At 43.2% G+C, this 18,619-nt stretch carries 23 protein-coding genes; 21 read left to right on the forward strand and 2 right to left on the reverse strand.

All coding sequences use genetic code 11. The features are described from left to right. The first annotated feature begins 9 nt into the window (after positions 1-9). From infA to IKL48_04940, 15 genes are all read left to right on the forward strand, one after another. Positions 10-222 carry a translation initiation factor IF-1 gene (infA, locus tag IKL48_04870; GenBank protein MBR3603989.1) on the forward strand — a complete coding sequence of 71 codons (213 nt, stop codon included), beginning with the start codon at positions 10-12 and terminating at the stop codon, positions 220-222. Continuing rightward, entirely contained in the window at positions 223-336 is a 114-nt protein-coding gene (gene rpmJ, locus IKL48_04875) for a 50S ribosomal protein L36 (GenBank protein ID MBR3603990.1), read from the forward strand. Positions 337-357: 21 nt separating this feature from the next. Beyond that, positions 358-732 (forward strand): 30S ribosomal protein S13, encoded by a 375-nt coding sequence (rpsM, locus tag IKL48_04880; GenBank protein MBR3603991.1) that lies wholly within the window; start codon positions 358-360, stop codon positions 730-732. A gap of 23 nt (positions 733-755) precedes the next feature. Then, positions 756-1,175 carry a 30S ribosomal protein S11 gene (rpsK, locus tag IKL48_04885; protein ID MBR3603992.1) on the forward strand — a complete coding sequence of 140 codons (420 nt, stop codon included), beginning with the start codon at positions 756-758 and terminating at the stop codon, positions 1,173-1,175. A gap of 5 nt (positions 1,176-1,180) precedes the next feature. Then, positions 1,181-1,822 carry a 30S ribosomal protein S4 gene (rpsD, locus tag IKL48_04890; GenBank protein ID MBR3603993.1) on the forward strand — a complete coding sequence of 214 codons (642 nt, stop codon included), beginning with the start codon at positions 1,181-1,183 and terminating at the stop codon, positions 1,820-1,822. Positions 1,823-1,835: 13 nt separating this feature from the next. Then, positions 1,836-2,840, forward strand: a complete 1,005-nt coding sequence (locus tag IKL48_04895; protein MBR3603994.1) for a DNA-directed RNA polymerase subunit alpha — start codon at positions 1,836-1,838, stop codon at positions 2,838-2,840. Positions 2,841-2,869: 29 nt separating this feature from the next. Next, positions 2,870-3,214 carry a 50S ribosomal protein L17 gene (rplQ, locus tag IKL48_04900; GenBank protein MBR3603995.1) on the forward strand — a complete coding sequence of 115 codons (345 nt, stop codon included), beginning with the start codon at positions 2,870-2,872 and terminating at the stop codon, positions 3,212-3,214. Beyond that, positions 3,215-4,258: a rod shape-determining protein gene (locus tag IKL48_04905; protein MBR3603996.1), complete on the forward strand. Its 1,044-nt coding sequence runs from the start codon at positions 3,215-3,217 to the stop codon at positions 4,256-4,258. A 73-nt stretch (positions 4,259-4,331) separates the two neighbouring features. Beyond that, positions 4,332-5,195: a rod shape-determining protein MreC gene (gene mreC, locus IKL48_04910; protein MBR3603997.1), complete on the forward strand. Its 864-nt coding sequence runs from the start codon at positions 4,332-4,334 to the stop codon at positions 5,193-5,195. Beyond that, a complete protein-coding gene (mreD, locus tag IKL48_04915) occupies positions 5,192-5,680 on the forward strand; it encodes a rod shape-determining protein MreD (protein MBR3603998.1) in 489 nt (162 codons plus the stop codon). Before mreC ends, mreD begins: the two co-directional genes overlap by 4 nt. Further along, the gene (mrdA, locus tag IKL48_04920; GenBank protein MBR3603999.1) at positions 5,680-7,500 is read left to right on the forward strand and encodes a penicillin-binding protein 2; all 1,821 of its coding nucleotides are present in this window, start codon (positions 5,680-5,682) and stop codon (positions 7,498-7,500) included. Before mreD ends, mrdA begins: the two co-directional genes overlap by 1 nt. Then, positions 7,497-8,834, forward strand: a complete 1,338-nt coding sequence (locus IKL48_04925) for a rod shape-determining protein RodA (GenBank protein ID MBR3604000.1) — start codon at positions 7,497-7,499, stop codon at positions 8,832-8,834. The genes mrdA and IKL48_04925 overlap by 4 nt, the downstream gene beginning before the upstream one ends. A 9-nt stretch (positions 8,835-8,843) precedes the next feature. Beyond that, positions 8,844-9,530, forward strand: coding sequence for a DUF2344 domain-containing protein (locus IKL48_04930; GenBank protein ID MBR3604001.1), 687 nt, complete (start codon positions 8,844-8,846; stop codon positions 9,528-9,530). A 14-nt stretch (positions 9,531-9,544) separates the two neighbouring features. Then, entirely contained in the window at positions 9,545-10,999 is a 1,455-nt protein-coding gene (locus IKL48_04935; GenBank protein MBR3604002.1) for an Rne/Rng family ribonuclease, read from the forward strand. Between the two features lie 41 nt (positions 11,000-11,040). Further along, positions 11,041-12,642, forward strand: coding sequence for an N-acetylmuramoyl-L-alanine amidase (locus IKL48_04940; GenBank protein MBR3604003.1), 1,602 nt, complete (start codon positions 11,041-11,043; stop codon positions 12,640-12,642). Positions 12,643-12,694: 52 nt separating this feature from the next. Here IKL48_04940 and IKL48_04945 read toward each other — a convergent pair whose 3' ends face one another. Continuing rightward, positions 12,695-13,189, reverse strand: a complete 495-nt coding sequence (locus IKL48_04945) for a hypothetical protein (GenBank protein MBR3604004.1) — start codon at positions 13,187-13,189, stop codon at positions 12,695-12,697. A gap of 89 nt (positions 13,190-13,278) precedes the next feature. Here IKL48_04945 and IKL48_04950 point away from each other — a divergent pair, with 89 nt between their 5' ends. The 3 genes from IKL48_04950 (at position 13,279) to IKL48_04960 (ending at position 14,942) form a co-directional block, all read left to right on the forward strand. Further along, positions 13,279-13,815, forward strand: coding sequence for a chromate transporter (locus tag IKL48_04950; protein ID MBR3604005.1), 537 nt, complete (start codon positions 13,279-13,281; stop codon positions 13,813-13,815). Next, on the forward strand, positions 13,812-14,336 hold the full coding sequence (locus IKL48_04955; protein MBR3604006.1) for a chromate transporter: 525 nt from the start codon (positions 13,812-13,814) through the stop codon (positions 14,334-14,336). The genes IKL48_04950 and IKL48_04955 overlap by 4 nt, the downstream gene beginning before the upstream one ends. A gap of 114 nt (positions 14,337-14,450) precedes the next feature. Further along, a complete protein-coding gene (locus IKL48_04960) occupies positions 14,451-14,942 on the forward strand; it encodes a hypothetical protein (GenBank protein ID MBR3604007.1) in 492 nt (163 codons plus the stop codon). Between the two features lie 100 nt (positions 14,943-15,042). On the opposite strand, the gene IKL48_04965 is transcribed toward IKL48_04960, so the two are convergent. Then, complete coding sequence (locus IKL48_04965) at positions 15,043-15,666, reverse strand: M48 family metallopeptidase (protein ID MBR3604008.1); 624 nt, start codon at positions 15,664-15,666, stop codon at positions 15,043-15,045. 97 nt (positions 15,667-15,763) lie between these two features. Between IKL48_04965 and gcvT the strand changes: the two genes are divergently transcribed. From gcvT to gcvPA, 3 genes are read left to right on the forward strand one after another with little or no spacing between them, the layout of a single operon-like run. Further along, complete coding sequence (gene gcvT, locus IKL48_04970; protein MBR3604009.1) at positions 15,764-16,843, forward strand: glycine cleavage system aminomethyltransferase GcvT; 1,080 nt, start codon at positions 15,764-15,766, stop codon at positions 16,841-16,843. Between the two features lie 17 nt (positions 16,844-16,860). Next, positions 16,861-17,235: a glycine cleavage system protein GcvH gene (gene gcvH, locus IKL48_04975; protein MBR3604010.1), complete on the forward strand. Its 375-nt coding sequence runs from the start codon at positions 16,861-16,863 to the stop codon at positions 17,233-17,235. Between the two features lie 51 nt (positions 17,236-17,286). Next, on the forward strand, positions 17,287-18,609 hold the full coding sequence (gene gcvPA, locus IKL48_04980) for an aminomethyl-transferring glycine dehydrogenase subunit GcvPA (protein ID MBR3604011.1): 1,323 nt from the start codon (positions 17,287-17,289) through the stop codon (positions 18,607-18,609). The last annotated feature ends 10 nt before the right edge of the window (positions 18,610-18,619 follow it).

Raw genomic sequence — 18,619 nt, forward strand, 5'->3', positions numbered from 1 at the left:
CGGAGATGTATGAGCGATAAAATAGAAGTAGAAGGCAAAGTCTTGGAATCCTTGCCCAACGCAATGTTCAAAATTGAAATTCCGGGCGGCAAAGTGGTTTTAGGACACATATCCGGGAAAATGAGAGTTCATCATATAAGAATTCTGCCCGGAGACAAAGTAAAGCTTGAATTGTCCCCGTATGACTTAACCAAAGGCAGAATCACTTATAGGGAGAAATAAATGAAAGTCAGAGCTAGTGTAAAGAAAATATGCCAAAAGTGCAAAATCATTAAGCGCAACGGCGTGGTACGTGTAGTGTGCGAAGTCGCCAAACACAAACAACGCCAAGGTTAATTTAGAGGAGTTCTATAAAATATGGCTAGAGTCGCAGGTATTGATTTACCGAAAAATAAAAGAATTGATGTAGCGTTGGAATACATCTATGGTATTGGCAAAAAGAATGCGAAAGAAGTACTCGCTAAATTGGAAGGCCAAATTGACCCCGCTACCAGAGTAAAAGACCTTACCGAACAACAGGCCGGTCTTTTGAACACCATCTTGCAAAAAGAATACAAGGTGGAAGGTGAATTGCGCAGAGAAGTAGCCCAAAACATTCACCGCTTTATTGAAATTGGTTCCTACAAAGGCCAACGCCACCGCAGAAACTTGCCGGTCCGTGGTCAACGTACCAAAACCAATAGCAGAACCCGCCGCGGCAGAAGAAAAACCGTCGGTTCTAAGTCTAAATAACTTTAAATTTTAGGATTTAACATATGGCAGAAGAAAAAGAAATTAAAACCGCCTCTGCTGCTCCTGCGGCAAAAGGCAAAAAGAAAAACGCCAAAGCTCCTGCATTCGGCGTGGTGCATATTTATTGTTCTTTCAATAACACCATCGTGACCGTCAGCGACGACAAAGGCAACACCATTGCTTGGTCCACCGCCGGTTCTCATGGTTTCAAAGGCACCAAAAAAAGCACTCCGTTTGCTGCTCAAATTACCTGCAACAAAGCTGCTGAAAAAGCCGTTGCTTTGGGCATGCGCGAAGTAGCCGTAAAAGTTTGTGGCCCCGGTCAGGGACGTGAAACCGCTGTACGTGCTGTACAACAAGCCGGCCTTACGGTTTCCTCTATTAAAGACGTGACCCCCATCCCGCACAACGGATGCAGACCCCCTAAAGCCCGGAGAGTATAAGATTTATGTCTAGAAATACTGAAGCTAGCTGCAAAAAATGCAGAAAATTAGATTGCAAATTGTTCCTTAAAGGAACCAAATGCTACACCAACTGCGTTATTGATAAATTGGCCTCTGCCAAAGTACGCGGTGGTAAAGGTGCCGGCAAAGTGCGCCGTGCCAAATTGTCCGAATATGGCATTCGTTTGCAGGAAAAACAGAAAGCCCGCTTTCAATCGGGTATGTCTGAAATTCCGTTCCGCAATATGTTTGATAAGGCTTCCAAATTGCAAGGTCAAACCGGTGAAAACTTCTTGCGCTTGTTGGAAACCCGCTTAGATAATATCGTGCGCCGCTTAGGTTTTGCCGTATCTTTGAAAACGGCCCGCCAAATCGTATTGCACGGTTATGTGACGGTAAACGGAAAACCTGTCAATGTGCCCTCTTTCCAAGTAAAACCCGGTGATAAAGTGGCCTTGAGTGCTGCTTTGGCCGAAAATACGCAAGTAAAGCAAGGATTGGTAGAAACGGAAAAACGCAACCAACGCCCCAGTTTCTTGGAATTTGATGCAGAAAAATTGACTGGTAAGCTTTTGAGATGGCCCGACAGAGCGGAAATGTCCTACCCTGTCAATGAGCAGCTCATCGTAGAATACTATTCTAAATAGTGCGGAGGCTGAAATGGCTTTTAATGAATTAGTTCTTCCCCAAAAGATACAGCTGGACGAAAAAACTGCTTCGGATCGGTATGCAAAATTTACCGCCGAACCGTATGAAAGCGGCTATGGTCACACCGTAGGCAATTCTTTGCGCCGCATTTTACTTTCCGGTATGGAAGGTGTTGCGGTGACGGCTGTGCGCATTAAAGGCGCCGTGCATGAATTCTGTACTTTGCCCAACGTGCGGGAAGACGTCATCAACATCTTGCTCAATTTGAAACAGTTGCGCATTAAGATGGACGGCAAAAACCGTGAATATGTCACTTTAAACGCTGCTAAACCCGGCGCAGTGACCGCTGCTGATATCGAAGAAGTAGACGGTGTCAGCATCGTAAACAAAGATTTGCAGTTGGCCACTTTGGAAGTGGGCGGCAGCATTGAAATGGAAATTGAAATTTCCCGCGGTAAAGGCTATGTGCCGGCTGAAGACTTGGCCAAGATTCAACGCCCTGCCGGTTTTATTCCGGTGGATGCCTTGTTCTCTCCCATTGTCAAAGTCCACTATGACGTTGAACCTGCTCGTGTTGGTCAAAAAACCGACTACGATCGCTTGATTTTGGAAATCACTACCGACGGTACTTTAGAACCTTCTCGTGCTTTGCACCGCGCTGCGGTCTTGCTCTCTGGTTCTTTACATATCTTCACCATCGAAGGTGAAGAACCGGGTACTGTGGCCGTCAGCACGGCCGCCGATATGGTTGAACCGATTTCCACCACCGGCAGCGTCAGCGGCGCTACTCCCGTCAATTCTAAACTTGACGAAGTGCTTAACCAGTCTATTGAGTTCATTGAACTCTCTTCTCGTTCCATTAATTGTTTGAAATCCGAGAACGTAAATACCGTTCGCGATTTAATCAAAATGACGGAAGATGATTTGAAAATGGTCAAAAATTTCGGTGCCAAATCTATGGACGAAATTAAAGAAAGACTGGCCGAGATGAATTTGTCTCTGGGCATGAAAATTTAGGGTATTACCCGTTATAAGGACTGTAAAAGATGATTAAGAATACTGGATACCGTAAACTCGGCAAAACTTCTTCTCACAAGAATGCCATGCTTAAAAATATGGCTACCAGCATTATCTTGCACGAAGAAGTAAAAACCACTCTGCCCAAGGCCAAAGAAGTTCGCCGCGTGGTGGAAGGTTTGATTACTTTAGCCAAAGCCAATGATCATTTGGCCGTTAAAGATACCTTGAAAGATAAGAACGCCTACAAAAAATTGTTTGATGTGTTGGCGGCTCGTTATCAAAATCGCCCTGGTGGTTTCACTCGCATTTATCGTGCCGGTGTACGCCAAGGTGACAATGCCCAAGTGGCTATCATTAAATTGGTGGACTAAATGGTTATTGACTATCTGGGGGGGCTGTTTTCCTCTGACCTCGGCATGGACCTCGGCACTGCCAACTGCTTGATTTACGTCAAGGATAAAGGCATTGTGCTCAGAGAACCCTCTGTCGTGGCTGTGGAACGCGAAACCGGCGAGGTAAAAGCCGTCGGCGCGAAGGCCAAGCAAATGTTAGGTCGCACGCCCGCGAATATCATTGCCGTTCGTCCGATGAAAAACGGTGTAATTGCCGATTTCGAAGTGACGCAGGAGATGATTCGCTACTTTATTCGTAAGGTACATAGCCGCAGCAGTTTGTTGCGCCCTAGAATTGTCATTGGCATTCCCTCTGATATTACCGGTGTAGAACGCAGGGCCGTGGATGACGCGGCCCGGCAAGCCGGTGCTCGGGAAGTCTACTTGATTGAAGAACCTATGGCTTCAGCCATGGGTGCAGATTTACCTATTGCAGAACCCCACGCCAGTATGATTGTAGATATCGGTGGTGGTACCACAGAAGTGGCTGTGATTTCCTTGGGCGGCATGGTGGTGGCTAAATCCATCGATGTGGCCGGTGATGAGTTGACCGAATGTATCGTGCAGTATTTCCGCAAGAAATACAATTTGATTATCGGTGAAACGACTGCTGAAGAGGTAAAAATCAATTTAGGTTCTGTCTATCCGCTTAAAGAAGAAAAATCCATGGAAGTAAAAGGACGTGATCAAACACAAGGGTTGCCGCGTACATTGACGGTGACTTCTGAGGAGATCCGTCAGGCTTTAATGGAACCTGTTCGTTTGATTATTGATGTAATCAAGAGCACCCTAGAAGAAACCCCACCCGAACTAGCGGCCGATTTGGTCGATCGCGGTTTGGTGGTTGCCGGCGGTGGAAGTTTGTTGCGCGGTATTACCGATTTGATCCGCAAAGAAACGGATATTCCGGTGCATCGTGCTGCAGACCCCTTAAGTTGTGTGGCATTGGGGACGGGTAAATTCTTGGAGCAACTGAACGAAAAAGGATCTCGTTTCTTTGGAAGCAGAGGTAAATCTTACTAAGTTTTTTGCTACAATGAGCGGACAGGGTTCTTAAGCCTGAGAACTTTGTCCGCTTTTTTTTGAAATTTTATTTATGCAACGAAAAAATAAACGCAAAATGAATGTGACTCAGGGAAGCCGCAGACGTAAAATTCTGCCGGTGGTTTTTTTGTTGCTTTCCTTGTTTTTGATGATTTTGCCTTTGGAAAGTCCCGTTGCTTCTGTAAAGGCTATTTTATCTTATGTCTTTATCCCTCAAATTCGTGCCGCTCATGGAACAGTAGAATATGCCGGAGAAGTAAATCAAACGGTACAAACACTTTTAAATGTTCATCAAGAAAATGAACGTCTGAAAGAAGAAATGGAGCAATTACGCTTAGAAAATGCCCAAGCTAAGGAGATTATGGCGGAAAATGAAAGATTGACGGCCTCTTTGCAATTGAGTTCTCCGCAGGGGTGGAGCGGCATTTGGGCAAAAACTGCTTATCGTGAGCCGACACAGTGGAACAGTGTTATTATTGATAAAGGCACTTCTGCAGGCGTGCAAGAAAGGGCGGCTGCTATTGCTTTAAAAGACGGCGTACCCGTGTTGGTGGGGGTCGTTATAGAATGTGCAGAAAATACGGCTAAGGTGCTTCTTTTGCAAGATGAAGATTTTTCAGCTGCAGTGTATGCGTTGCCTTCAAAAGAAGAGGGATTGATCAGCGGAAGCGGAAGCGGTCTGTTGAAAATGCAATATTTATCTGTCTTGTCCCAACTTCAAAAAGGAGAAAAAGTGTATACTTCTTCTTCCAGCACTATATTTCCTTCCGGAATTTTGGTAGGAGAAGTAGAACAAGTGGAAAAGGAAGTGGAAGGTGCCACTGCCCCGTTGGCTAGGGTGATTCCTGCGGCCAATGCTTCTTTGGTGCGGGAATTATTTATTTTGATTGATCAGAAAAAGAAAGTGAACAAATGATAACGATTATTAAACTTTTAATTTCATTTTTTTCGGCCACTATTTTTCATTGGGCATTTATGGCCATTTTCGGTGAAGTGGGAATCACTGTCAATATTATGCTTATTTTTGCTATGGTGATTTGCGCCTATTTAAAACCGGAGTTTGGATATCCGACGGCCTTTTTGAGTGGTCTGTTTTTAGATTTTTTCGGAGTTAAACTATTTGGTTGTAATGCTTTTATTTTTACCTTATGCGCTTGTGCAATTTACGGTATGGAGAAGCGTTTGGATTTTGACGGAGTAATTCCGCAGGTTTTTAGTATATTCTTTTTAACAGTAAGTGCTTCTTTGCTTAATTTGTTATTGCTCAAAGTTTTTACCGGTTTTTCGGCTTGGAGTGGTTTTTGGCCATGGATAGGCGGGATAACTTTAAATGCGGTACTGACGCCTTTTGTCTTTAAAATTTTGCACCGCATTTTTGCTATAGAAATCAAAATTTCCTAATGGCAACTACTAAAATTTGTTTTAATAACCGCTTAAAATCTTTGCTCATCGTGGCCTTTTTGGCAGGAGCGGTGGTGGCATTGCGTTTGGCGGATATACAGTTGATACGTCATACGCATTATCTTCAATTGGCGGAACAAAACCGTACGCAAGTATTGTATCAGACGGCTCCTCGCGGTCGCATTTTTACTGCAGATGGCAAAGCCGTAGCCGCCAATGCCCCTTCTTTCAATTTGTATTACTTATCCGCAGGTCCTAAAGATAAAGAATATTTAGAGCGTTTGTCGCAGGATTTTGCGCCCTTATTGGGGGCTGAACAGAAAGTCTTGTTGGAAAAATTAAACAAAGGGGTCCGCAGCGGAAAAGCATTGGCTTTGGCGGAAAATCTCTCTCCCAAAACGGCTATTTCTTTAAAAGAATTATTGCTTTATTATCCCGGTCTTTATTTAATCGAAGAAAACAAACGTGTTTATCCATACGGTGCTTTTGCCAGTCATTTGGTGGGGTATCTGGGGAGTATGGAAGGAAAAGAATGGAAAAATAGAGATTTGTCGTTGGATTATCGTTTGAATGCCAAAATCGGAAAGAACGGGCTGGAAAAAAAGTTTGAAAAAGAAATGAAAGGACGTGACGGGGGCGTATATTTAGAAGTAGATTTTCGCGGACGGGTGAAAAGGGTAATTGAAGACCGCAAATGGCGTGCTGGACATGATGTGTATTTGACGTTAAATCACAATGTGCAGCAAGCAGCAGAAGAAGGATTAAAAAAATCTAAAACGGGACGTGGAGCCGCTGTGGCAATGGACCCGCGTACGGGGGCTATTTTGGCTTTGGTTTCAGCACCGGCCTTTAATCCGAATATGTTTATCCCCTACTCCGACGAGCCGGAAGTGAAATCCAAAAGAATCAACGAATATAATTTGGCCGTACAAGGGATTTATCCTCCCGCATCCACCTTTAAAATCATTACCGCTATCGCCGCGATAGAAAAAGGCGATTTTGATCCTCATAAAATTATTGGTTGTCCCGGTCATTATGATGCCGGATCTCGATTATTTCGTTGTTGGAGTACACATGGTCCGGTGGATTTTTTTGGCGCCATGGCCGGATCTTGTGATGTTTATTTCTACACAATTGCCGCTCAAATGGGTTCTGCCGTGATAGAAAAAGTGCAAAGGATGTTTCAGTTCGGGCAACCGACCGGAATTGACTTGCCCGGTGAAAAAGCAGGCAACTTATATGGTCCTACCAAACGTGCGCGCAACCGTTCATATTGGTTTATCGGAGATACATTGAATTTATCTATCGGACAAGGAGAATTGTTGGTGACTCCGATTAAAATGGCTCAGTTTGCCAGTGCAGTTGCCAGCAAAGGAAAATTATGGAAACCCTATTATTTAGACCGCTTAGTGCATAGTCAAACGGGTAAAGTGTTAGAAATCGGAAAAAGCCGGCAAATAGGAACTGTAAGTATCCAAAAAAGTACTTGGGATTTAATTTTTAAGGCCTTGAAACATACAGTGGATACCGGCACAGCCGCACGTGTAAAAATAAAAGGGTTGGACGTTTATGGCAAAACAGGAACGGCCCAAAATCCGCATGGGCCGGATCACGGTTGGTTTATGGCTTTTGCCGCTCCTGAAGGGAAAGAGCCGGAGATAGCCGTAGCGGTATTTGTGGAATATGGAGAGGGTGGATCTTCTGCGGCAGGCCCGATAGCCAGAGAAATGTTAAAGGCATATTTTTCTATTCAAGATCCCGTTAGGAGATTGAAAGTCGCCCCCGCTCAAAAGGAACAGGTGGCAGGAGGAAATGCATGATAGGATATAAATCTTCTTCCCGCAAAGGAAAAATAGATTGGGTTTTATTGGGGGCCATGTTGGGGTTGGCCTTCTTGGGGGCTTTGTGCATTATGTCTGCGGTGAATGCTTTGTCTTTGTCTAATGCCGTAGTGCGGACTCATTTGGTTGCTTTGCCTTTAGCGTTGGGCGTTTTTGTGACGGCTTGGAGTTTTAATTATCAAATTTTTGATGAACAGTGGAAGCCTTTGTATGGAGTTATTATGGCTTTACTGATAGGGGTATTGATTTTTGGTACCTATCAGCGGGGGAGCAAATCTTGGTTTGTTTTGCCTTTCTTTTCCATGCAACCGGCGGAAATTTGCCGCGTGTTAACTATTTTGGTGGCAGCGGCTTTTTTGGATAGACAGGGCAGGCGTATCCGCGATATGCGCACATTGATTTTATTGGGGGTATTGGTGGGGCCGATTTTTGGCTTGATTATGATGCAGCCGGATTTTTCTTCTATTGTTATTACCTTTCCGGCTCTGATTGCGCTTTTGTACTGCGCAGGGATTAATGTCTTTTATTTGGCACTGATTGCCGTTTTTGCTTTGGTAGCCGGATTTTTTACCATTACTTGGACATATTTATACTTGCATCCTGCCTTGTTGGATTATAAGATTCTTTCTGTTTTTTATAAACTGTCTTCCTCCGTATGGTATATGGGAGGATTTTGTTTGTTATTGGCGGTGGGGGGATATGTTTTTTGGTGGATGTTTAAGCAGTTGCGCGTTTTCTTGCCTTCTTTTTATTTTGTATTGGCTACAATGGTTGTAATGGCCGGCTTTTTTGCAGGGGTTTTTGTGGACCACCAAATGAAACCTTATCAACGTAAACGTGTGGAGGCTTTTTTGGCACCGCAATCAGATCCGCAGGGGGCCTCTTATAATGTTTTGCAGGCTCAAATTGCGATGGGGTCCGGCGGGGTATTGGGAAAAGGATTATTTTCCGGTACGCAATCGCGCTTGGGCTTTGTGCCTGAAAAACATACTGATTTTATTTTGGCGGTAGTGGGGGAAGAATTAGGCTTGTGGGGGACGTTAACGGTGCTGGGTTTGTATTTGTTGATTTTATGGCGCATTGCCATGATTGCCTATTTGTCCAGCGATCGGTACGGTTATTTGGTGTGTAGCGGCATTTTTGGTATGTTTTTGACGTATATGTTGATTAATTTTGGCATGTTGATTGGTCTTTTCCCGGTGGCAGGAATTCCGCTGCCGTTTATTTCTTACGGGGGGTCCAATTTAGTGTCTAGTATGCTGGCTTTGGGTGTAGTACAATCAGTATATGCCCGCAGGATTACTTTGGTATAAGAAAAGACTATGAACAATGCCCCAAAAATTTATAAAATGCGAGTAGTGTTTACTGTGTCCGGCACGTGGGATCATAAGCGTATTTTTGCAGCTTTACGCAATATGGTTTTGCGCAGCGGATTGCCTTTTGAACCGGCAAAAGTGAACAAAAATTGGCCCAGACTTGCCTATGGCCCTGCTTTAGGATATGGGCAGTTTAGTTTGGCAGAATATGCGGATTTATATTTTTCTTCCCCCGTCAAGGAAGAAGCCGCCTTATCCGCATTAACCAAGTCAGCGGCAGGGATTCGTGTTTTGCATGTAAAAAGAGTTCCGTATGCGTTGCCTTCGGTTAGTCAGTTGGCGGAAGTAATGCAATATGCGGTGGAGGGGGATTTTAGTCGCTATACTCCCGTTCATTCGCTCGAAGCGTTTTTTGGCGGAGAACATATATATTTAACCGCACAAGCTCCTAATTCTATGACGGTTGTGCAAGATTTAAAACCGTTTGTTTTATCGGTTAGGCAGGTGCGTGCGGACAGGTTGGAACTGCTTTTGCAACGGCATTTTGACAAAACGGCTAAGCCGGAACATCTTTTGGCGGCATGGCTGAATATGGTAGTGCCAACGGAAGCAGAATTTACAATAGAAGGTTTAAAATTTACCAGAGAAGAGTTGTACTGGCGTGACGGACAAGGAAATTTACACGTCATATAGCTAAGAGGATTTGTATGAGCAATATTTTAGAAGAAGCGCCGAAGGTAGAGGTGATTGTAAATACCTCTTTTGAAGAAACGCGCATCGCTATTTTAGAAAATGACCGTATCAATGAACTGATGTGGGAACGCAGAGGTTCTTTGAATATTGTGGGAAATATTTACAAAGCAACCGTAGAAAATGTGTTGCCGGGTATTTCCAGTGCTTTTGCCAATATCGGATATGAAAAAAATGCCTATTTGTATATTTCCGATATTTTAGGTGCAGACCGTAAAAATATTGAAAAAGTACTCAAAAAAGGCCAACAAATTATGGTGCAAGTGGTCAAAGATGCCATTGGTACCAAAGGTATGAAAGTGACGATGGACGTCACTTTGCCGGGTCGTTATTTGGTGTTAACTCCGCATCAAAGTTTTGTAGGAGTATCTAAGAACATCGAAGATAGCGAAGCCCGTCACAAACTTAATGAAGTTATGCAAGAATTGGCCGAAAAACATTTGAACGGAATGGGTTGTATCGTGCGCACAGAAGCCGAAGAAGCCACCAAAGAGGAATTGGAACGGGAAGTTAAATACTTGTACCGCCAATGGCAATCGATTTTAAAGAAGTTTGATAATTTGCCGTCTCCGGCTTTGTTGCACGAAGATATGGATGCCGTTTTGCAGGTGGCGCGTGACGTGCTGAGTGAAAACGCCAAAATTTATTTATTAGACAATAAATCTGATTATGAACGCGTGCGCGATTTCGTGAAGAAAAATTCTCCGGAGTTGGAAGACAGAGTACAACTTTATAAAGGGAAAACCCCTATTTTTGAGGCTTATGGAATTGAGCCGGAAATTGATAACTTGCGCAAGACTAAACTTCCGCTTCCTAACGGGGGCAGTATTATCATACAAGAAGCGGAGTCTTTGTGTGCTATTGACGTCAATACGGGCAAATTTACCGGAAATAAATCTCAAGAAGAAACCGTCACTCAAACCAATATTGAAGCGGCGCAAGAAATTGCACACCAATTACGTTTGCGCAATATCGGCGGGATTATCGTGATTGACTTTATTGATATGCGCAAAGCCTCCAGCCGTCACCGCGTGGTAGAAGCCTTAGCCAATGCCGTACATGGGGACCGTGCCAAAATCCGCATTTTACCGATTACCCGTTTGGGGCTAGTGGAAATGACCCGCGAAAGAAAACGCGAAAGTACGGGCAGTTTTATCAGTGAGGAATGTCCGCAGTGTCATGGTTCGGGACGGGTGCTTTCCGCGGAAAGTATGCGTATTAAAATTCAGCGTGAAGTGTATGATTTGACCAATGGCCGACCCGGTGGTACTTTGCGCGTGGTTTTACATCCTGTTTTGGCAGAAGCCATTAAACAAAAACAGGCCGATATTGAGGAAAATATTCATCGTTCCCTCAAAATACAGTCTGACCCGCAGTTGGCTTGGGAAGACTATAAAATTGTCTTAGAGTAGTATATTTGTCTCCGCGCAGAGAAAGATCTGCGCGGAATTTTATGAAAAAAATCCTTTTATTTTTACTTTCGTTTTTTTTCTTGTCTGCTCCGGCTCTTTATGCACAGGGGAAGACGGACGTGTCCGTGCTGGGTAAAAATAAAGGGGTTGTATCTTCTATTCAAGTCAATGGTAAAGTGTTGGTGGATGCCAGAGCAACTGCCAAAAAATTGGGTGGGAGTGTGGAAGTTTTTTCCGCTGCCAAACAAATTAAAATTGCTTTTCCGGGCATGTATGCCATTTTAAGTGCACCGCTTAAAGAGGCCATTGTTAACGGAAATACGGTTGCTTTAAAAACGGAAGTGGTGGCTTCCGGCGGTAAAATTTATGTTCCGGTTTCTTTCTTTACCCTTCCTCAAATAGAAAAAGCCTTAGATCGCCAAATTACTTTTGAAAACAATACACTTATTGTAGAGAAAAATTATAATTTGGCTTTTGTAAAGAAAGAGCAAAAAGATAAGTACGACCGTTTGATTTTTGATCGTAAGGGGGATATTTCTTTTTCTTCTGAGCAGCCCAATAAACATACGGTGAAAGCTCTTTTCCCCAATACCGTTCTAAAACGCAATATTACACAAAGAGTAAAAGACGATTTTGTGCGTTCTTTCTCTTTGATTCAGCGCGGAAAAGATGTGGAACTTAAAGTTATTTTAGCCAAACAAGGTAAGCAGTGGGCTTTGCAAGAGGAAGGGGGAAAACTTGTTCTGTCTGTAGCGGCCCAAGCCTTGCCTGCAGAGGCACCTGTGATATCAGCCGTTTCGGAAGAAGCGGAAGAACTAGATTTAGAGGAACCGCAGTTGGTCCCTTCTGTGATAGCAGAGGCCAAGGAGTCACCTGCCGAGCCGAAGATGGTGTTAAAACCTGCTCCTGTACCGGTTATGACGGATGCTTCTCCTATTTTGAAAGGACCGCGTAAAATGCGGATTATGATAGATCCCGGACATGGCGGAAAAGATCCCGGTGCCGTTCGCCGAAAAAGCCTGAAAGAAAAAGATATCAATTTGACAGTAGCAAAGCACTTATACGACTATTTGAAAAAACAAGGCTTTGAAGTTAAAATGACCCGCGACAATGATTCTTTTGTCACATTAGCAGGCCGTAGCAAAATGGCTAACGAGTTTAAGGCAGATTTGTTTGTTTCCATTCATACCAATGCCGCCAAACGTACGGCTGCGCATGGGTTTGAGGTTTATTTCCGATCTGACAAAGCTACCGATAAAGAAGCCGCCGAAGTAGCCTCTTTTGAAAACGAAGCCTTACAATACGAGGAAACACATTATAATTTTGTGGATATGTTGTTGCAATCTTTGGCCAAAAACGAATATATGAATGAAAGTTCTAAAGCGGCAGGGCACGTGCGTAATTATGTATATAAAGAGCCGGGAATCGGTATTGCTGTGAGTCAAAACAATTCTATTCGCCAAGCAAATTTCTATGTATTAAAGGGTGTACAATCTCCGGCTATTTTGGTGGAAATGGGTTATATCAGCAGTCCGAAGGACATTCTTCGTTTAAACAATAAATCAGCACAAAAGAAAATAGCTGTTGGCATCGGAAAAGGCATTTTATCTTATGCTAAAGCAGAAAATTGGATAAAGAAATAGTAGATTTAAATAAAAAAGCCGAGTCGTAAGACTCGGCTTTTTGTTTGCTTTTTTATTTTATAAGAGAGGCTAAAATTTTTTCTATTTCTTTTTCTGCTTTATCTTTTGCTTCTGCTTTTTTTTCTTGTTCCGGCTGTTTGTCATCGGCTGGATAACCCTCTTGAGGGTAGCCTTCTTGAGGATATCCCGCTATCTGTTGAGGATAACCCTGCTCAGGAGTGTTTGCTTGTTGAGAGGGTTGCTCTTGTGTGCGATCTTCGCCCTGCCATTCTTGAGATAACTTTTGGGCCGGCGCCGGAGTTGGAGAGCCGGGGCAGACTGTAAATCTGTTGGCTTTATTTTCTGCTCCTTGTACTGCAGTTTTAGCAGGGCAAGTTTCTGCTTCAGTGCCGGCAGGCCAAGTATCCTGTGCAGAAGGCCAAGTGGAAGCGGTGTTTTCCGCAGGCCAAGTTTCTGTTTTTGTGTTAGCTGGCCATGTTTGGCTTTGAGCAGCATAAACAGTAGTGCCTAAACCGATCATTAATAAAAATATCCAAAATTTTTTCATAAGAAATCCTCATCAAAATACAAAAGGTATCTTTATAGTATAACATAAAACGAAGCAAAAACAAGACCCTAAAATAGTAAAATACAGATATGAAATTTTATTGGGAACTTTTTTTTATTTTTTTTAAAATCGGCGCTTTTACTTTGGGCGGCGGATATGCCATGTTGCCTTTGATGGAGGCCGAATTGGTGAGCAAACATAAGTGGATCAGTAGAAAAGAATTTTTGGATATAACGGCTATGTCCCAATCAGCACCCGGTATTTTGGCGGTCAATATGGCTATTTTGTCCGGATACAAACTGCGCTCTTATTCGGGGGCAGCAGTCTGTGCATTGGGCGCGGTGCTGCCTTCTTTTGTCATTATTTTAATAATTGCTCTATTTTTTAAAAATTTTAGGCAAAACTTATGGGTAGAGCGTATTTTTGCCGGTATCCGTCCCGCGGTGGTGGCTTTGATTGCTGTGCCGGTATTTCGCTTAAGCCGTTCTGCCGGTATCACTTGGAAAAGTCTCTGGTGGCCTGTATTGTGCGCTTTGATGGTATGGCTGGGCAAAGTATCCCCTGTTTATGTGGTATTAGTAGCGGCAATAGGGGGATATGTTTTTTGTCGTGGGGGGAAGAAATGATTTATTGGCAAATTTTTAAGACTTTCTTTAAAATCGGCCTATTTAATTTTGGCGGCGGATACCCCATGATTTCTTTTATTCAAAATGAAGTAGTGTTGAAATATGGTTGGCTTTCCAATGGCGAATTTACCGATATTGTGGCCGTAAGCCAAATGACTCCGGGTCCGGTAGGAATTAATATGGCTACTTACACCGGATATGCCGCCACTGATACCGTGTGGGGTGCTTTTTTAGCCACATTTGCCGTATGTCTTCCTTCTTTTATTGTCATGATTTTAGTGGCTCGCTATTTTTTGAAATATCAGGATAAACCTGCCGTACAGGCCGTATTTAAAGGGCTTCGTCCTGCTATTATAGGGTTAATTGCTGCTGCTGCCTTAGTCTTATGCGACGGGCAAAATTTTATAGATAACAAAAGTTATCTGATTTTTATTATTTCTTTTCGTCTGCTTCTGCGTTTTAAACTGCACCCGATAGGGCTGATTTGTTTGGCCGGCATAACGGGAATCATATTTTATTAATCCTCAAAATATATTGTGAAATTTTTGTCGTCGTGTAAAAAGTTAGGCAAACCTAAAAATATTTGTTAGTTTGGCCTAACTTTTGGTATAATATGTAATTAAAAGGAGAAAAAGATGAAAAGAATTTACATGAATATATTGTTGGGTTTTATTGTCATTACAACCCCTGCTTATTTGACGGCAAACGAAAACCAAACCCCCTTGTTAACTAAAGTTTATGCTCAAGTGGAGCGCGCTTCTGCTCAAGCGGCTCAAGAAAAACGAAAGGAAGATGAAAGAAAGAATGGATATGTTTCTGTTGTGTGGTCTGTGCAAAAAGCCAAACAATATCGCATCAGACGTTTTGGAGGTTTAGGCGGAGGCAAGATGAAACTCGGTTGGGGGGCTGCTAGGCAAGAAAAACGAAGATGTTTGGGGGAGATTATAGAAAACAGAGGGGTAGTGGTAGAAAAAGACTGCATTTTGCCGGAGAATTATCAAGATAAAAGTTTTTCGTTGATTTCGGCTCAAGTGCAACACAAAGAAACCGGAAAAATTGTACGTTTAGGGAAGTTGAAGCGTCATGCAAACAAGCAAAATCTAAGAGTTTTTTTGTTTGAAAACTAAAGAAAATTTGTCATGGAGTAGAGGCGTTGGCGCGTTGGCGCATGGGATCTGCGCCTCTCCTAAGAATATGCCGCACTCTTTTCAGGGGGGTGCGGCATTTTTATTCTGCCGGTTTTTCTTCCTGCGCAATGTATTTTAAATCCAAATTGGCAAATATAGCCCCACGATTGTCATTAAGCCACTTGCGGCTATTTTTATATTCGGGGCAGAATTGAGCCACCAACTGCCAATATTCCGTACCGTGATTCATGTGTACTAAGTGGGAAAGTTCGTGTATGATTAGATAATCTCTAATAGCCTCAGGCATCTTAATAATGCGGTAAGTATAATTGATGTTTTTTTTGGCAGAGCAACTGGCCCAAAGCGTTTGTTGGTCTTTTACGACAATATTATTATATTCAACACCCATTTTTTGGGCCCACTGAGCCGTTTTGGCACGCAATACTTCGGCTGCTTTCTCTTTTAGCCATTTTTCCGCCATAGCATTGACGTCTGTTTGCGGATTCTGGATATAAATATCAAACGAATCCCCGGCGAAATCAACCCCTTCTTCTTGGTCGGGAGTTAAGTGAATGCGAACCGGCAATAAACGGCCTTGATACAGGATTTTACCGGATTCGGTTTCCGCATTGTCAGACGTAGTGCCAAAAACTTCCGGCAAGTCTTTTTTTAGCCGTTCAATAAATAATTTTACATCACTGATAACGCTTTGAGTATCGCTCATATTTTTATTATAGCAATTTCATTTTTCGGACGGAAAAACAATCTTGTAGTTTTGAAGGGAATATTTATACAATAATCCTATATCAGGAGGCCATGTTGTGACTTTAGATACCCTCAAGAAAACGCCCTTGTGGCAGGCTTGCGAAAAAGCAGGCGGAAAGATGGTGGATTTCCACGGGTGGTACTTGCCCGTGCAGTTTAACAGTATTATTGCCGAGCATAAAGCCGTACGTGAAAAAGCGGGAATGTTTGACGTGTCTCACATGGGGCAAGTATTTGTAGAAGGCCCTGATGCTTGGGCTTTTTTGCAATACATCGGCACCAATAATATCAAAAATACTCCTCCTTGCGGCACTTATTTTCATATTACCAATGAACAAGGTTGTATTATTGATGATGCTATTTCGTTTTGTTTAACGTCCGAAAAATTTTTAGTGGTAGTCAATGCCGCTTGTATTGATACGGATGTGGCTTGGTTTGAAAAACATGCCGCTAAATTTAATGTTAAAATCACCAATGACAGTGCCCGTTGGGGTATGATAGCCTTACAAGGTCCTGAAGCGGTTTGCCATGCGGAAAAGTTAATTGCCGGTGTGGAGGCTATGCCGCGTTTTACCATTAAAGAGGTGGAACTTTTCGGTGCAAACGGCTACGTGACGCGTACCGGCTATACCGGAGAAGACGGTGTAGAAATAATGTTGCCGCAGGACCATATTGTAAAAGTGTGGGATTGTTTGCTTCAAGACGGGGTCCTTCCCTGCGGATTGGGTGCCAGAGACGTGTTGCGTTTGGAAGCGGGCTACTTGTTAAACGGGGTGGATGCTGAAGGCACTCAAACCTCTTATGAGGCAGGTTGTGGCTGGGTGGTAAAACTCAGTAAAGAAAATTTTGTAGGAAAAGCCGCTTTAGAAGCGCAAAAAGCCGCCGGCTTATCTAAACGTCTGACGGGTTTTGTGCTGACGGGGGCCGGTGTCCCCAGAGGCGGTTGTAAGATTTGGCAAAATGGAGCAGAAATCGGTTATTTAACCAGCGGTACGTACTCTCCGCTTTTTAAAGGAATCGCAGTAGGCTATGCTCCGGCAGATTTAGCCGAAGGAGCCGAAGTAGAGATAGAAGTGCATGGGCGGAAAATTCCGGCCAAGAAAGTGAAAACACCGTTTTATAAAAATCGGGTATAAAAATTAAGGAGAATCTTATGCATACAGCAGAAAACAGTAAATATTCTAAAACCCATGAATGGGCTTATTTGGAAGGGGACGTTGCTACCGTAGGTATTAGCGAACATGCCCAACAAGAAATTGGAGATATTGTTTTTGTGGACTTGCCCAAAGTAGGCCAACAAGTGACGGCCGGACAGAATTGTTGTGTTATTGAGTCCGTTAAGTCCGCCTCTGAAATTTATGCACCGATGAGCGGTGAAATTGTGCAAGTCAATGAAGCCTTAAACACAGATCCTGCTTTGGTCAACCGTTCTGCTCATACGGACGGCTGGCTCTTTAAAATCAAAGTCTCCGCTCCGGCAGAGTATGATGCTTTGTTAGACTTAAAATCCTATCAAGAAACGCTTTAATGTGTTTTTATTTTCCCCCGTCTGATCGGCGGGGGTTTTTTAGAGGTGCTTATGTTTACGTCCAATACCCCCGAAAATGAGAAAGAAATGCTGAAAAAAATAGGTGTTTCTTCTATCAAAGAACTTTTTAAATCTATTCCCGAAAATTTATTATATCCCTCTTTTTCCATGCCGTCTGCTTTGACGGAGGATGCCTTGCACAAACATCTGCATGCTTTGGCTGGCAAAAATAAGTCTTATCTTAATTTTATCGGTGCAGGCTGTGAGGAACATTTTATCCCAGCTGCCGTTAATGCTTTGAGTTCACGTGGTGAATTTTTGACGGCGTATACTCCTTATCAGGCAGAGGCCAGTCAAGGCACTTTGCAAACTATTTATGAGTTTCAAAGCAGCATTTGTGCTTTGTTTAATATGGATGTGTGCAGCGCTTCCCATTATGACGGAGCCACCGCTTTGGCAGAGGCCTGTTTGGCTTCTGTGCGTGTAAATAATAGAAAGAAAATTTTGTTCTCTGCCGGTCTTCATCCGCATTATAAAGAAGTTTTGCACACGTATCTGAAAAATGTGCCTGAAACTGTATTGCAGGAAGTTCCTCTTAAAGATGGACTGACCGATATTCAATCTCTGCAGACGGCTTTGGGAGAGGATACGGCTTGCGTAGTCATAGCCGGCCCTAACTTTTTAGGACAGTTAGAACCCATGCAGTCTTTAAGTGATATGACGCATCAAGCGGGAGCTTTGTTCGTGGCGGTAGTAAATCCTTTGTCATTAGGTGTCTTGCAAACACCGGGTGAATATGGAGCCGATTTTGCCGTAGCCGAAGGCCAAAGTTTAGGAAATGCTATGCATTTTGGCGGTCCCGGATTGGGTATTTTTACCTGCAAACAAGCCTATGTGCGTCAAGTGCCGGGCCGTATCGTAGGTATCGCCAAAGATAAAGACGGCAAACGTAGTTTTGTCTTGACCTTACAGGCGCGTGAACAACATATTCGCCGCGAAAGAGCAGCCTCTAATATTTGTTCTAATGAAGCCCTATGTGCGCTCAATGCGGTTATTTATCTAACTTTGGTCGGTCCGGAAGGGCTGAAAGAAGTATCCTCTTTGAATTTATCGCATGCGCACGAATTAAAAGAAATGCTTGTAAAGGGTGGTCATAAAATAAAATTTACGGGTCATTTTTACAATGAGTTTGTAGTGGAGCTAAACACTTCTGCCCAAGAAGTGATTGAAAAATTAGAAAAGCAAGGAATTGCTGCCGGTTATGATTTGGGGCAAATTTGCGATAGTCTAAAAAACTGCTTATTGGTATGTGTGACGGAAACCAAAACTGCAGAAGATTTGCAGAAATTTGCAGAAGCATTGAGGGGGTTTTAATATGCAAGAA

The sequence above is a fragment of the Elusimicrobiaceae bacterium genome (assembly GCA_017520185.1).
Taxonomy (GTDB): Bacteria; Elusimicrobiota; Elusimicrobia; order Elusimicrobiales; family Elusimicrobiaceae; genus Avelusimicrobium.

Coding starts and splice junctions, on each gene's coding strand:
- infA (MBR3603989.1), top strand. CDS start 10: ATGAGCGATAAAATAGAAGTAGAAGGCAAAGTCTTGGAATCCTTGCCC.
- rpmJ (MBR3603990.1), top strand. CDS start 223: ATGAAAGTCAGAGCTAGTGTAAAGAAAATATGCCAAAAGTGCAAAATC.
- rpsM (MBR3603991.1), top strand. CDS start 358: ATGGCTAGAGTCGCAGGTATTGATTTACCGAAAAATAAAAGAATTGAT.
- rpsK (MBR3603992.1), top strand. CDS start 756: ATGGCAGAAGAAAAAGAAATTAAAACCGCCTCTGCTGCTCCTGCGGCA.
- rpsD (MBR3603993.1), top strand. CDS start 1,181: ATGTCTAGAAATACTGAAGCTAGCTGCAAAAAATGCAGAAAATTAGAT.
- IKL48_04895 (MBR3603994.1), top strand. CDS start 1,836: ATGGCTTTTAATGAATTAGTTCTTCCCCAAAAGATACAGCTGGACGAA.
- rplQ (MBR3603995.1), top strand. CDS start 2,870: ATGATTAAGAATACTGGATACCGTAAACTCGGCAAAACTTCTTCTCAC.
- IKL48_04905 (MBR3603996.1), top strand. CDS start 3,215: ATGGTTATTGACTATCTGGGGGGGCTGTTTTCCTCTGACCTCGGCATG.
- mreC (MBR3603997.1), top strand. CDS start 4,332: ATGCAACGAAAAAATAAACGCAAAATGAATGTGACTCAGGGAAGCCGC.
- mreD (MBR3603998.1), top strand. CDS start 5,192: ATGATAACGATTATTAAACTTTTAATTTCATTTTTTTCGGCCACTATT.
- mrdA (MBR3603999.1), top strand. CDS start 5,680: ATGGCAACTACTAAAATTTGTTTTAATAACCGCTTAAAATCTTTGCTC.
- IKL48_04925 (MBR3604000.1), top strand. CDS start 7,497: ATGATAGGATATAAATCTTCTTCCCGCAAAGGAAAAATAGATTGGGTT.
- IKL48_04930 (MBR3604001.1), top strand. CDS start 8,844: ATGAACAATGCCCCAAAAATTTATAAAATGCGAGTAGTGTTTACTGTG.
- IKL48_04935 (MBR3604002.1), top strand. CDS start 9,545: ATGAGCAATATTTTAGAAGAAGCGCCGAAGGTAGAGGTGATTGTAAAT.
- IKL48_04940 (MBR3604003.1), top strand. CDS start 11,041: ATGAAAAAAATCCTTTTATTTTTACTTTCGTTTTTTTTCTTGTCTGCT.
- IKL48_04945 (MBR3604004.1), bottom strand. CDS start 13,189: ATGAAAAAATTTTGGATATTTTTATTAATGATCGGTTTAGGCACTACT.
- IKL48_04950 (MBR3604005.1), top strand. CDS start 13,279: ATGAAATTTTATTGGGAACTTTTTTTTATTTTTTTTAAAATCGGCGCT.
- IKL48_04955 (MBR3604006.1), top strand. CDS start 13,812: ATGATTTATTGGCAAATTTTTAAGACTTTCTTTAAAATCGGCCTATTT.
- IKL48_04960 (MBR3604007.1), top strand. CDS start 14,451: ATGAAAAGAATTTACATGAATATATTGTTGGGTTTTATTGTCATTACA.
- IKL48_04965 (MBR3604008.1), bottom strand. CDS start 15,666: ATGAGCGATACTCAAAGCGTTATCAGTGATGTAAAATTATTTATTGAA.
- gcvH (MBR3604010.1), top strand. CDS start 16,861: ATGCATACAGCAGAAAACAGTAAATATTCTAAAACCCATGAATGGGCT.
- gcvPA (MBR3604011.1), top strand. CDS start 17,287: ATGTTTACGTCCAATACCCCCGAAAATGAGAAAGAAATGCTGAAAAAA.